This window comes from Pseudomonas sp. 43NM1 (assembly GCF_002836905.1).
In the GTDB taxonomy this organism is placed as follows: domain Bacteria; phylum Pseudomonadota; class Gammaproteobacteria; order Pseudomonadales; family Pseudomonadaceae; genus Aquipseudomonas; species Aquipseudomonas prosekii.
In genome coordinates this window covers 1-14021 of sequence record NZ_MKGS01000177.1, presented here as the reverse complement: position 1 = coordinate 14021, position 14021 = coordinate 1, and the positions used below count along the sequence as shown (strand labels likewise).

The 14021-nt window shown below is 60.3% G+C and carries 10 protein-coding genes; 5 read left to right on the top strand and 5 right to left on the bottom strand.

Translation table 11 applies throughout. The annotated features are described in order from the left end of the window. Window positions 1-86 precede the first annotated feature (86 nt). The gene (locus tag BI292_RS22735) at window positions 87-833 is read left to right on the top strand and encodes an SDR family oxidoreductase (RefSeq protein ID WP_101209254.1); all 747 of its coding nucleotides are present in this window, start codon (window positions 87-89) and stop codon (window positions 831-833) included. A 142-nt stretch (window positions 834-975) separates the two neighbouring features. Here BI292_RS22735 and mapR read toward each other — a convergent pair whose 3' ends face one another. The 3 genes from mapR to BI292_RS22720 all read right to left on the bottom strand — a co-directional run bounded on the left by mapR (window position 976) and on the right by BI292_RS22720 (window position 4534). Then, the gene (gene mapR, locus BI292_RS22730) at window positions 976-2385 is read right to left on the bottom strand and encodes a GntR family transcriptional regulator MpaR (RefSeq protein WP_092280791.1); all 1410 of its coding nucleotides are present in this window, start codon (window positions 2383-2385) and stop codon (window positions 976-978) included. Between the two features lie 271 nt (window positions 2386-2656). After that, window positions 2657-4087: a cytochrome c oxidase accessory protein CcoG gene (gene ccoG / locus BI292_RS22725; RefSeq protein WP_101209253.1), complete on the bottom strand. Its 1431-nt coding sequence runs from the start codon at window positions 4085-4087 to the stop codon at window positions 2657-2659. 207 nt (window positions 4088-4294) lie between these two features. Continuing rightward, on the bottom strand, window positions 4295-4534 hold the full coding sequence (locus tag BI292_RS22720; RefSeq protein WP_092280797.1) for a DUF3203 family protein: 240 nt from the start codon (window positions 4532-4534) through the stop codon (window positions 4295-4297). A gap of 123 nt (window positions 4535-4657) precedes the next feature. Between BI292_RS22720 and BI292_RS22715 the strand changes: the two genes are divergently transcribed. Further along, the gene (locus BI292_RS22715; protein WP_092280799.1) at window positions 4658-5176 is read left to right on the top strand and encodes an MgtC/SapB family protein; all 519 of its coding nucleotides are present in this window, start codon (window positions 4658-4660) and stop codon (window positions 5174-5176) included. 48 nt (window positions 5177-5224) lie between these two features. On the opposite strand, the gene BI292_RS28970 is transcribed toward BI292_RS22715, so the two are convergent. After that, entirely contained in the window at window positions 5225-5389 is a 165-nt protein-coding gene (locus BI292_RS28970; RefSeq protein ID WP_167370453.1) for a hypothetical protein, read from the bottom strand. Window positions 5390-5618: 229 nt separating this feature from the next. Here BI292_RS28970 and BI292_RS22710 point away from each other — a divergent pair, with 229 nt between their 5' ends. From BI292_RS22710 to glgB, 3 genes are all read left to right on the top strand, one after another. Beyond that, window positions 5619-7616 carry an alpha-1,4-glucan--maltose-1-phosphate maltosyltransferase gene (locus BI292_RS22710; protein WP_101209252.1) on the top strand — a complete coding sequence of 666 codons (1998 nt, stop codon included), beginning with the start codon at window positions 5619-5621 and terminating at the stop codon, window positions 7614-7616. A gap of 186 nt (window positions 7617-7802) precedes the next feature. Beyond that, on the top strand, window positions 7803-11144 hold the full coding sequence (gene treS, locus BI292_RS22705; RefSeq protein WP_101209251.1) for a maltose alpha-D-glucosyltransferase: 3342 nt from the start codon (window positions 7803-7805) through the stop codon (window positions 11142-11144). A 2-nt stretch (window positions 11145-11146) separates the two neighbouring features. Beyond that, a complete protein-coding gene (glgB, locus tag BI292_RS22700; RefSeq protein WP_101209250.1) occupies window positions 11147-13378 on the top strand; it encodes a 1,4-alpha-glucan branching protein GlgB in 2232 nt (743 codons plus the stop codon). 128 nt (window positions 13379-13506) lie between these two features. Here the strand turns inward: glgB and BI292_RS22690 are convergent. Next, window positions 13507-14021, bottom strand: a 515-nt coding sequence (locus BI292_RS22690) for an autotransporter outer membrane beta-barrel domain-containing protein (RefSeq protein ID WP_157831292.1), incomplete at its 5' end; no start/stop codon positions are given.

Below are 14021 nucleotides of genomic sequence, written 5' to 3'. Positions count from 1 at the left end.
CTCATAGATGCAGGTCATGCAAAAGCGGCGAATGGCGGTTATTCTTGGCGCCGACTGCTTAAGCTTGAATTCGGGGGATCGTCAGCATGGAAAAAGTCATGGTCATCACGGGAGGCAGCCGTGGGATCGGCGCCGCCACGGCGCTGTTGGCCGCTGAGCAGGGCTATCGCATCTGCATCAATTACCTGGCGGACGAAGAAGCGGCGCAGCGTGTGCTCGACCAGGTCCGAGCCCTCGGCGCACAGGCCATCGCGGTTCGCGCCGACGTCAGCATCGAAGACGAAGTGGTCGCCTTGTTCCACCGTGTCGACACCGAACTGGGCCGGGTTACCGCGCTGGTGAACAACGCCGGCACCGTCGGGCACAAGTCGCGGGTCGACGAAATGTCCGAATTCCGCATCCTGAAAATCCTCAAGACCAATGTTCTGGCGCCGATCCTCTGCGCCAAGCACGCAGTGCTGCGCATGTCGCCCAAGCATGGCGGGCAGGGCGGCAGCATCGTCAACGTGTCGTCGGTGGCGGCGCGCCTGGGTTCGCCGAATGAATACGTAGATTACGCCGCGTCAAAAGGCGCGCTGGACAGCTTCACGATTGGCCTGTCGAAAGAAGTCGCCGGCGAGGGCATTCGCGTCAACGCGGTGCGGCCGGGTTACATCTACACCGATTTCCACGCCCTGAGCGGCGACCCGGACCGGGTCAGCAAACTGGAATCGGGCATCCCGATGGCCCGAGGCGGGCGCCCGGATGAAGTGGCGGAAGCGATTGTCTGGTTGTTGTCGGACAAGGCCTCGTACGCGACCGGGACGTTTGTCGATTTGGGCGGTGGGCGCTAGTCCCTGCGCTGTCCGGTCTGACGCCATCGCGAGCAAGCTCGCTCCCACAGTAGTTGTGGTGAACACATCATCTGTGAACACCTTCAGCCCCTGTGGGAGCGAGCTTGCTCGCGATAGCCATTGATCAGGCAACACAAGACTCTCAGAACGAACGCACGATCCGCCCCAGCGTTTCCATCGCTTTCTCCGCAGCCTCATCCCACGGGCTGCCGTAATTCAGCCGAATACAATTCCTGAATCGCTGCGTCGGTGAAAAGATCGGCCCCGGCGCGATGCTGATGCCTTGCGCCAACGCCATCTGAAACAACTTCAACGAATCCATCTGCGGCGGCAGTTCCAGCCACAGGAAATAGCCGCCGGCCGGTTGGCTGACGCGGGTTTGCGCCGGGAAATACCGCGCGATGGCCGCGAGCATGGCGCTTTGCTGTTCTTCCAGTGCGTAACGCAATTTGCGCAAGTGCCGGTCGTAGCCGCCGTGTTGCAAGTAATCGGCAATCGCCGCTTGTGCCGGCATCGAGGCGCACAGCGAGGTCATCAGTTTCAGCCTTTCGATTTTCTGCGCATAACGCCCGGCCGCAACCCAGCCGATGCGATAACCGGGGGCGAGGCTTTTGGCGAACGAACCGCAATGCATCACCAGCCCTTCGGTGTCGAACGCCTTCGCCGGTTTCGGCGCTTGCTGGCCGTAATAAAGCTCGGCGTAGACATCGTCCTCGATCAGCGGCACCTGATGGCTGCGCAGCAACTCGACCAATTCCTGCTTCTTCGCCTCGGGCATGGTCGCGCCCATCGGGTTCTGGAAACTGGTCATGCACCAGCAAGCCTTGATCGGATGGCGCTCCAGCGTTTGCGCGAGCACGCCGAGGTCGATGCCATCGCGCGGGTGCACGGGAATTTCCACCGCTTTGAGCTTCAGCCGTTCCAGCACTTGCAGGCTCGCGTAAAACGCCGGGGCTTCGATGGCCACCAGGTCGCCCGGTTCGGTCACCGCTTGCAGGCACAGGTTTAGCGCTTCGAGCGCGCCGTTGGTGATCAGCAATTCTTCCATCGGCAGCATCAGCCCGCCGACCATGTAGCGCAGGGCGATTTGCCGGCGCAGTTGCGGGTTGCCCGGCGACATGTCGGTGACCACCATGCGCGGGTCCATTTCCCGCGCGGCGCTGGCCAGCGAGCGCGACAGCCGCTGCAACGGAAACAGCGTCGGGCTGGGGAACGCCGAGCCAAATGGCACGGTGTTCGGGTCCTTGATCGAGTCGAGCACCGAGAACACCAGTTCGCTGACGTCGACTTCGGTGGATTCGTTGACCTGGCTGCTGATCACCGGTTCGCAGAACGGGCTCGGCGCGTGGGTGTTGACGAAGTAACCCGAACGCGGCCGCGCACGGATCAGGCCCCGGCGTTCCAGCAGGTAATAGGCCTGGAACACGGTGGACGGGCTGACCCCGTAAGTCTGGCTGGCGTAGCGCACCGACGGCACCCGCTGACCGGGGCCAAGCACCCCGGAGCGGATCAGTTCAGCGATGTCATCGGCGAATTTTTCGTAGCGTTTCATCGAGTGCCTTGTTGCCGGGTGGTTGTGTGGGGGTGTCAGGGGGATTTGCCCCTCACCCTAACCCTCTCCCCAAAGGGGCGAGGGGACTGACCGAGGTATTCTTTCGAGTGACATCGACCTGAGATATCGCGCCGAACGCAGGTTTGAAAAGCAGAGTGACATCGACCTGAGATATCACGCCGAACGCAGGTTTGAAAAGCATGAAGGTCGGCTCCCTTTCCCCCTCTCCCCTCTGGGGAGAGGGCTGGGGTGAGGGGTGGATTGTAAGGGCTCAACGGTTCATCGGCGCAACAAACCGGCTCTGCGCCACGCTGTAGATATCCGGTTGATCGCTGTCGACAATCCTGAAACTGAGCGTCTGCGAGCTGCTGCTCGGGCGCTCCGTGGTCATCGCCACCGACACCGGCACATCGACAATCTCACCCGGCGCCAGGCTCAGTTCGGTTTTACCCTGCAACTGGAAACCCTCGCCATCGACCAGGCTCACCCGATAATCCTGACGCTGCTGGGTCTTGTTGATGACCTTGAGGCTGTAGATGTTCTCGATCTGGCCGGCGCTGTTTTCGCGGAACATGCCACGGTCCTTGGTCACGTCCAGCGAGACCATCGGCCGCTCGACCAGCGCCAAGGCCAACGCGCCTATCATCAGCAGCAACACCGCCGTGTAACCGATCAGCCGAGGTCGCAGCAAATGGGTTTTGCCGCCCTGCAATTCGTGCTCGGAGGTGTAGCTGATCAGGCCTCGCGCGTAGCCCATTTTGTCCATGATCGAATCGCAGGCATCGATGCACGCCGCGCAACCAATGCATTCCATCTGCAAACCGTCGCGGATGTCGATGCCGGTCGGACACACCTGCACGCAAACCTGGCAGTCGATGCAATCGCCGAGGCCGACGTCGCTCGGTTTCACATCACGTTTGCGCGGGCCACGGTTTTCGCCACGGGCGACGTCGTAGGAAATGGTCAATGTGTCTTTGTCGAACATCACGCTCTGGAACCGCGCGTACGGGCACATGTGCATGCACACCGCCTCGCGCAGCCAACCGGCGTTGATGTACGTGGCGCCGGTGAAGAAGATCACCCAGAACAGGCTGACGCCGGCCATTTGCAGGGTCAGCAGCTCTTCGGCCAGCGGCCGGATCGGCGTGAAATAGCCAACGAAGGTCAACCCGGTGAGCAGGCTGATGCTCAGCCACAACGTATGTTTGGCCGAACGGCGGAGAAATTTGTTCAGGCTCCACGGCGCGGCTTGCAGTTTGATCCGCTGGTTGCGCTCGCCTTCGGTGATTTTCTCGCACCACATGAACAGCCACGTCCACGAGCTCTGCGGGCAGGTGTAACCGCACCAGACGCGGCCGGCGAACACGGTGATCGCAAACAGACCGAACGCGGCAATGATCAGCAATGCCGAGAGCAGGATGAAATCCTGCGGCCAGAAGGTGGCGCCGAAGATGTGGAATTTGCTTTCCGAGAGGTCCCAGAGTACCGCTTGGCGGCCGCCCCAGTTCAGCCACACCGTGCCGAAGAACGCGAGAAACAGTACGCCGGCGCCGCTGATCCGCAAGTTGCGAAACAGGCCGGTGAAGCTGCGGGTGTGGATCAGGTTGTCGCTGGACTTGGCCTTCATCTTTGGACGCGAAGGCTCATAGCGCTGGACTGCCGGGGCGCTCTCTACGGTTCGGACGGGGATTCTTTCGCTCATGGTCGTTCGCTCATCAGCCTCCATCAGGCCGGTGCACTATGAGCGGCGATCTGTTTGCAGAACAGACTCAGGCATTGCAATAAAAAGCGGATCAGATGGAATTCTGCGAGGCCAGTGCGACAACTTGATGCACCGGTCGATGCACCTGCGGCAGCGGGCTGCGAGCGCCTAGCTCAGGCGCTCGCGGAGTTTCTTGATGTGTGTCAGTCAAATCACCGAATCACCGTCGGTGGCTTTCAAATGCCTACGACCGTCAACCGCGCCTGCTACGGTCAATGCATCGGCTTCGCGTTCGGTGATGTAAATGCGTCGGCCGTCGAGCTCGACGGCGGACATGGCTTTTTCCGAGTCGGTGATGACAGTGACGTCGGGGCCGAGGCGAATTTCTTCGCCATTATCAAGGGTGAAAAAGCAGGCCTGGGTTTCGGGATCAGTGCGCACGGTCATGGGAATGTCCTTTTTTCAACGGAGACTAAAACGTTAGTGCGCAAGCGACGAGCATCGTTCTGTGCAACCGATTAATGGTCGGCGCGGTCCATGCCTTATCTGAAATTACACAAGGACCGCGTCATGGATGCCTGGTGGCATGAAGTCTGGGTAACGCTGCAAGCGGAGTTCGCCGACATTGGCGACGCTAAACAACTGACGCAAATCACCGTGCGCCTGGTGATCGCGGCGTTGCTGGGCGGGATTCTGGGGTTTGAACGCGAGCACAAGGGCAAGGCTGCCGGGGTGCGCACGCACATGTTGGTGGCGTTGGGCGCGGCGCTGTTTGTGCTGGTGCCGCAGATGTCCGGCTCGCAGGCCGATGCGATGAGCCGGGTGTTGCAAGGAGTGATCGCCGGGATTGGTTTTCTCGGCGCCGGGACCATTTTGAAAAACACCGATGGCGAGGACGGCCAGGTGCAAGGGCTGACGACGGCTGCCGGGTTATGGATGACCGCTGCGATTGGTGTCTCGGCGGGGATGGGCCGCGAAGCGACGGCGGTGCTCAGCACGATACTGGCGTTGGGGATTTTCAGTTTGATGCCGATGGTGGTGCGGTTGGTGGATCGCAATCACAGCGAAGAAGAAAATCGCGAACCGTGATGTGAACCGATCATTCCCACGCGGAGCATGGCAACGATCGGTCGGGTTTTATTCGGTAACAATCACCGGCGGCATGGTGTCCGGCGGATCCTGGCGAGGTGGCGGGGTGGTGCCCGGCGGCTCTTGCTCGGGGACCGGCGCCGGTTCGGTGTCGGGGATGGTCGGGGTGTCGATGTTCGGATCAGGCGTTTCAGCGGGGATGGGAATAGTCATCGTGAAGCCTCCTGGTGGCACATGGCGTAAGTCGTGCTTGGTTCTCTTCAACCTGATGTGTTGACCTGCGGTTAAAGCTTTTGATTCCAACCGATGCACGCGCAAATCAGCGTGAACTTTACCGAGGCCTGTCGCTCGGAACTTAAGTGAGTTCATTCCGGGCCGACCGCCCCGTGAGGATGAACATTAGCCACGTGAGCGTCCTTGGGGCGTAAAGGAAAGATGCTCGATGATCGCTGAAAAACCGACCGAACTCAGTTACAACCCGCACATGCCGCTGTCGCAGGCGCTTTTATTGCCGCGCATAGCGATTGAAGACACCATGCCAACCCTTGATGGCGGCCAGTTCGCCGTCAAAGCGGTGGTTGGCCAGGACGTCGTGGTGACCAGCAAGGTCTTCGCCGACGGCCACGACAAACTGGCCGTGCGCATTCGCTGGCGCGCCGAGGGCGAAGAGTCCTGGCACAGCGAAACCATGGGCGAACTCGGCAACAACGGCTGGCAAGGCCAGTTCCGCGTCGAGCGCCAGGGTCGCCATCTGTTCTGCATCGAAGCGTGGATCGACCAATTCGCCAGCTTCTGCTACGAACTGGAAAAGAAACACAGCGCCCGCGTCCCGGTCAGCCTTGAACTGCAAGAAGGCCGGACGATGGTGCAACACGCCAGCGAACGCACCGAAGGTCAGCTCAGCGAACAGCTGGCCGGCCTGCACCATGAGTTGTCGGCGCTGCTCGAAACCGAGCAGGTTGCGCTTTTTTTGCACCAACGTAGCGCCGACCTGATGGCCGAGGCTGATCATCGCGCCTATCTGAGCATCAGCCAGGAATACCCGGTCGACGTCGAACGCGAAATCGCCCAGTTCGCCAGTTGGTACGAGTTGTTTCCGCGCTCGATTACCGACGACAAGGCACGTCACGGCACGTTCAACGACGTGCATTCGCGACTGCCGATGATCCAGGACATGGGTTTCGACGTTCTGTACTTCCCGCCGATCCATCCGATTGGCCGCAGCTTCCGCAAAGGTCCGAACAATTCCCTGACCGCCGGCCCTGATGATCCGGGAAGCCCGTACGCAATCGGCAGCGCCGAGGGTGGTCATGAAGCGATTCACCCGCAACTCGGCACACGCGAAGATTTCCGCCGTCTGGTGGTCGCGGCCGCCGAGCACGGTTTGGAAATTGCCCTCGATTTCGCCATCCAGTGTTCCCAGGATCACCCGTGGCTGGAGCAGCATCCGGGCTGGTTCAACTGGCGCCCCGACGGCACGATCAAATACGCCGAAAACCCGCCGAAGAAATACCAGGACATCGTCAACGTCGACTTCTATGCCGCCGATGCGATTCCGGGCCTGTGGGTCGAGCTGCGCGACATCGTCGTCGGCTGGGTCCAGGAGGGCGTGAAGATCTTCCGCGTCGACAACCCACACACCAAACCGCTGCCGTTCTGGCAGTGGCTGATCGCCGACGTGCGCGCGTTGCACCCGGAAGTGATCTTCCTCGCCGAAGCCTTTACCACCCCGGCAATGATGGCGCGCCTGGGCAAGGTCGGTTACTCGCAGAGCTACACCTACTTCACCTGGCGCAACACCAAATACGAACTGTCGACCTATCTCAGCGAGCTGAATGAGTCGCCGTGGGCCGAGTGTTATCGGCCGAATTTCTTCGTCAACACGCCGGACATCAACCCGGCGTTTCTTCACGAGTCCGGGCGTGCCGGTTTCTTGATTCGTGCAGCGCTGGCGACCATGGGCTCGGGTCTTTGGGGCATGTATTCGGGCTTCGAGCTGTGTGAGTCGGCGCCGATTCCGGGCAAAGAGGAATACCTCGACTCGGAGAAGTACGAGATTCGTCCGCGCGACTTCAATGCGCCGGGCAACATCATTGCCGAGATCGCTCAGCTCAACCGCATCCGCCGGCAGAACCCGGCGCTGCACACGCACTTGGGGCTGAAGATCTACAACGCTTGGAACGACAACATTCTGTATTTCGGCAAGCGCAGTGCCGACGGCAGCAACTTCATTCTGGTGACGGTCAACCTTGACCCGCACAACGTCCAGGAAGCGACTTTCGAGTTGCCGCTGTGGGAAATGGGCCTGCCGGATGACGCAGAAACCCAGGGCGAAGACTTGATGAACGGCCATCGCTGGACCTGGTACGGCAAGTACCAGACCACACGCCTCGACCCGGCCCACCAGCCGTTCGGGATTTGGCGCATTACGACCTCTTGACTGTGGCGAGGGGGCTTGCCCCCGATGGGCTGCGAAGCGGCCCTCGCTGTTCCTTCAGTCGCACCGAATTATCAGGATTGCGACTGCTTAGCAGCCGAACGGGGGCAAGTCCTCTCGCTACAACGACTCCTCGCCACAAGGGAGTGCACGGCTCAGCGTTAATTTTGAATTCAGCAGGAGTTTCAAATGGCGAAGAAACCCAAGGCCACAACGTTTATCAAGGATCCGCTCTGGTATAAGGACGCGGTTATTTACCAAGTACACGTCAAATCTTTTTTCGATTCCAATAACGACGGGATCGGCGACTTTCCCGGGCTTATCGCCAAACTCGATTACATTGCCGACCTCGGCGTCAATACCATCTGGCTGTTGCCGTTCTACCCTTCGCCACGTCGCGATGACGGTTACGATATCGCCGAATACCGTGGCGTGCACGCCGATTACGGGACCATGGCCGACGCCAAGCGCTTCATCGCCGAAGCCCATGAACGCGGCTTGCGCGTCATCACCGAACTGGTGATCAACCACACCTCCGACCAGCACGCCTGGTTTCAGCGCGCGCGCAAAGCCAAAAAAGGCTCGGCGGCGCGGGACTTCTACGTCTGGTCCGACGACGACCAAAAGTACGACGGCACGCGGATCATTTTCCTCGACACCGAGAAATCCAACTGGACTTGGGATCCGGTCGCCGGCCAGTACTTCTGGCACCGGTTCTACTCGCACCAGCCGGACCTCAATTTCGACAACCCGCAAGTGATGAAAGCGGTGCTGTCGGTGATGCGTTATTGGTTGGACATGGGCATCGACGGTCTGCGTCTGGACGCGATCCCGTACCTGATCGAGCGTGACGGCACCAACAACGAAAACCTCCCCGAGACCCACGCCGTCCTCAAGCAGATTCGTGCCGAAATCGACGCCAACTACCCGGACCGCATGCTCCTCGCCGAAGCCAATCAATGGCCGGAAGATACTCAGCTGTATTTCGGTGACACCGACAACGTCGGCCTGAATGGCGACGAATGTCACATGGCGTTCCACTTCCCGCTGATGCCGCGCATGTACATGGCGCTGGCCCAGGAAGACCGTTTCCCGATCACCGACATCCTGCGCCAGACCCCGGAAATTCCGGCCAATTGCCAATGGGCGATTTTCCTGCGCAACCACGATGAGCTGACCCTGGAAATGGTCACCGACAAGGAACGCGATTACCTGTGGAATTACTACGCGGCCGACCGTCGGGCGCGGATTAACCTGGGGATTCGCCGACGTCTGGCGCCATTGATGGAACGCGACCGTCGTCGCGTCGAGTTGCTCAACAGCCTGCTGTTGTCGATGCCGGGCACGCCGACTTTGTATTACGGCGATGAAATCGGCATGGGCGACAACATCTACCTAGGCGACCGCGACGGCGTGCGTACGCCGATGCAGTGGTCGATCGATCGCAACGGCGGTTTCTCCCGCGCCGACCCGGCCAGCCTGGTGCTGCCGCCGATCATGGACCCGCAATACGGTTACCTGTCGGTCAACGTCGAAACCCAGGCCGGCGACCCGCATTCGTTGCTCAACTGGACGCGGCGCATGCTCGCCGTGCGCAAACAGTCGAAAGCGTTCGGTCGCGGCACGCTGAAAATGCTTTCCCCGAGCAACCGCCGAATTCTGGCCTACACCCGTGAGTTCACCGGCGAGGATGGCAAGCACGAAATCATCCTCTGCGTGGCCAACGTCTCGCGCAGTGCGCAAGCAGCGGAGCTGGACTTGTCGGCGTACGCCGGCATGGTTCCGGTCGAGATGCTCGGCGGTAACGCTTTCCCTCCAATCGGTCAGTTGAATTTCCTCCTGACCCTGGCGCCGTACGGCTTCTATTGGTTCGTACTGGCAGCGGAGAATCAAATGCCCAGCTGGCACGTAGAACCGGCGCAAAGCCTGCCGGACTTCACCACTCTGGTGTTGAAAAAACGCATGGAAGAACTGCTCGAAGCGCCGTCACGCGGCTCGCTGGAGCAAGGCATCTTGCCGAACTGGCTGCAGAACCGTCGCTGGTTCGCCGGCAAGGACGCGACCATCGAGAAAGTCGAAATCGCTTACGGCGTGCGTTTCGGCGATCCGGAGCATCCGGTGCTGTTGAGTGAAATCGACGTCACCAGCGGTGGCCAGACCAGCCGTTATCAACTGCCGTTCGGTTTCATCGCTGAAGACCACGCTGGCCCGGCGTTGCCGCATCAATTGGCATTGGCGCGGGTACGCCGCGTGCGTCAGGTCGGTTTGATCACCGACGCGTTCAGCCTCGAAACCTACATTCGCGCGGTGGTTCAAGGTATGCAGGCCAGCACCGTGCTGACCTCCAGCGAAGGCGAGATTCGTTTCGAACCGACCGCGCAACTGGAAAAACTTGGCCTCAATGCCGAGTCGGAAGTGCGTTACCTGTCCGCCGAGCAATCGAACAGTTCGGTCGTGGTCGGCAAAGGCATGGTGCTGAAACTGATCCGCAAAGTCGCTTCCGGGGTTCACCCGGAACTGGAAATGAGCGCTTATCTGACCGAGGCCAATTTCAGCAATATTTCACCGCTGCTCGGCTCGGTTATTCGCCGCGACGCGCAGGGCGAAGACGCGCTGCTGATGATCGCCCAAGGCTACTTGAGCAATCAGGGCGATGCGTGGGAATGGACCCAGAACAACCTCGAACGAGCGCTGCGCGACGAACTGGCCAACGCCATGTCCGAGCAGGAGCAGCATTACAACGCTCTGGGCGAATTGAAGGACTTTGCCGGCATGCTCGGCCAGCGCCTCGGGGAAATGCACCAGGTACTGGCCGCGCCGACCGATAACCCGAACTTCGCCCCGCAGGTGACTTCGCAGAAAGAAGCGCTGGCCTCGGCGAAAGATGTGGCGGCGCAGCTTGAGCATTCGTTGAAGTTGCTTAAGCAGCATCAAAATGAATTGAACCCGGCGGACCAGGCATTGGTCACTCGGTTGCTGGAAAACAAAAAAACCATCCTCAGCCATGTCCAGGACCTGGGCAAGAAAGCGGCGGGTGGTTTGCGTATTCGGGTCCATGGCGATTTGCATTTGGGCCAGGTGCTGGTGATCAAGGGCGATGCCTACCTGATCGACTTCGAGGGTGAACCGGCGCGGCCGCTCAGCGAGCGACGCGGCAAACACAGCCCGTATAAAGATGTCAGCGGCGTGTTGCGTTCGTTTGATTACGCAGCGGCGATGGCGATCATTGTGCATAACGTCGACAACACCGACGACGCCCAAGCCGCGCGGCAACGCGTTGCTGATCGCTATTTGAGTGAAGCGCAACAGGCATTTATCGAAGCTTATCGGCTGGCGGCAGCTAGTCTTGCTCATGAGTGGCAAGATCCTGAGGGCGAAGACGCCGCGCTGGCGTTGTTCGGCCTGGAGAAGGCGGCCTATGAAGTGGCTTATGAGGCGGAAAATCGCCCCACTTGGCTGCCAGTGCCGTTGCACGGTTTATATGGGTTATTGAGTGGGCTTAAACCCTTTTCCGATCTTGGTGGAGAGTAGTCATGAGTTTCTCGAACAAGGAACAGGGGCAACACAAAGAAGCGTTGCTGCCCAGAGCGCGGGATATTGACGCGCTGGTACGCGCCGAACATCGCGATCCATTTTCAATTCTTGGGCCGCACGGCGACGACGCCGGCGGTCAGTACATTCGTGCATTTTTGCCGGACGCCTTGAGCGTCCAGGTGCTGGCCAAGGACACCGGCGAAGAGCTCGGCAGTCTTGAAGCCACGCAGACGCCGGGGTTGTTTGTCGGCCATTTCGAGCGTGCCCAGCCGTACCTGCTGCGCACCCGTTGGGCCGGTGGCGAGCAAGTTGCGGAAGATCCGTACAGCTTCGGGCCATTGCTCGGCGAGATGGATTTGTATCTGTTTGCCGAAGGCAATCACCGTGACCTCAGCTCGTGCCTCGGCGCACAACTGATGAACGTCGATGGCGTCGACGGCGTGCGTTTTGCCGTGTGGGCGCCGAACGCCAAACGCGTGTCGGTGGTCGGCGATTTCAACGTCTGGGACGGCCGCCGCCATCCGATGCGCTTGCGCCATCCGACGGGTGTCTGGGAGTTGTTCATCCCCGGTCTGAAGGCCGGCGAAGCGTACAAATACGAAATCCTCGGCGCCAATGGCATTCTGCCGTTGAAGGCTGACCCGATGGCCCTGGCCACGCAGATGCCGCCGGACACCGCGTCGAAAGTCGCGGCGCCGCTGAGCATCGACTGGCAGGACCACGACTGGATGAACTCGCGCGTTGACCGGCATCTGCCGAGCGCGCCGCTGTCGATCTACGAACTGCACGCTGGTTCATGGCAGTGCGAGTTGGACGATCTCGGCGAAGTCGCGCGTCAGTACACCTGGCACGAGTTGGCCGACCGACTGATTCCGTACGTGAAGGAACTGGGTTTCACCCACATCGAATTGATGCCGATCATGGAGCATCCATTCGGCGGTTCGTGGGGTTATCAGCTGCTGTCGCAATTCGCCCCGAGTGCGCGTTACGGCACGCCGGATGACTTCGCTGCATTCGTCAACGCCTGTCACCAGGCGGAAATCGGCGTGATCCTTGATTGGGTGCCGGCGCATTTCCCGACCGATACCCACGGCATGGCGCAGTTCGACGGCACGGCGTTGTATGAATACGCCAACCCGATGGAAGGCTTCCACCAGGATTGGGACACGCTGATCTACAACCTCGGCCGCACCGAAGTGCACGGCTACATGCTCGCTTCGGCGCTGCACTGGCTCAAGCATTTCCACATTGACGGTTTGCGCGTCGATGCCGTGGCCTCGATGCTCTATCGCGATTACTCGCGCAAGGCTGGCGAGTGGGTGCCGAACCGTCACGGCGGTCGCGAAAACCTCGAAGCCATCGACTTTTTGCGTCACCTCAACGACGTGGTCAACATCGAAGCGCCCGGCGCGCTGGTGATTGCCGAGGAATCCACGGCATGGCCAGGCGTCAGCCAGGACACCCAGCAGGGCGGTCTCGGTTTCGATTACAAATGGAACATGGGCTGGATGCACGATTCGCTGCATTACATCCAGCAGGACCCGGTGTACCGCGCGCATCACCACAGCGAGCTGAGTTTTGGCCTGGTGTACGCGTGGTCCGAGCGCTTCATCCTGCCGATTTCCCACGATGAAGTGGTGCACGGCAAGCATTCGCTGATCGACAAGATGCCGGGCGATCGCTGGCAGAAATTTGCCAACTTGCGCGCCTATCTGAGTTTCATGTGGGCGCATCCGGGCAAAAAACTGTTGTTCATGGGCTGCGAGTTTGGCCAGTGGCGCGAGTGGAACCACGACCAGCAACTTGACTGGTATCTGCTGCAGTACTCCGAGCACAAAGGCGTGCAGAAACTGGTCGGCGACTTGAACCGGTTGTACTGCGAAGAACCGGCGCTGCACGATCAGGACGACAAGCCGCAGGGCTTCCAGTGGTTGATCGGCGACGACGCGGTGAACAGCGTTTATGCATTCCTGCGCTGGAGCAAGGACGGGCGCCCGGTGCTGGTGGTGGCGAACTTCACGCCAGTGCCGCGTCAGGCTTATCGCATCGGCGTGCCATTTACCGGGCGTTGGAGCGAGGTGATCAACAGTGACGCCGACACCTACGCCGGTTCCAACTATGGCAATGGCGGCGGGGCGTTCACCGAGGAAGAGCCGAGCCACGGTCAGGCGTTGTCACTGGTGCTCAACTTGCCACCGCTGGCGGTACTGATCCTGCGTCCGGAGGGTTGATCCGCAACTGCACCGACTGAGCCATTCGCCAGCAGGCTCGCTCCTACATTGGAATCCATTCCACCTGTAGGAGTGAGCCTGCTCGCGATAGCGTCAGCCCAGTCGACGCCGTTCTTCAAGCGAACCGATCACCAGCGCATGCGCACGCCCAGACTGCCAATCAAGCCATTCAAATCGTTGTCATCAACATCACTGCTGTAATCAGCGCTGACGTACAGGCTGACCGCCGGCGTGACCTTCGCCACCAAACCCAATCCCAACTCGACTGTCGACGATTTGCGGCTGCTGCTGATCTTGTCCACCTGGTCGAGCGTCAAGGTGTTGCCCGTATACACCGTGTGCCACAAATTGGTCCGCACATAGGGTTCGACCGGCAAACCGTTAATGTCGTAACTGCCTTTCAATCGCGCGCCGACCCGGCCGCTCCACGACGTCAGGTCGCTGGAGGACGCATTACTGTTGCCGGCGTACGGCGTGTCGAGGGTGATGCGCTGATTGATCAACTGCGCCTGCGGTTCGACCACCCAGTTTTCGCCCAGGCCAATCGGGAAACCGCCTTCCACCGACAAGGTCATTGCGCTGCCTTCGGTGGCTTGGCGCAGGCCTTGTGCATCACGGCCGTAGCCGTTGACGCGGCCACCGC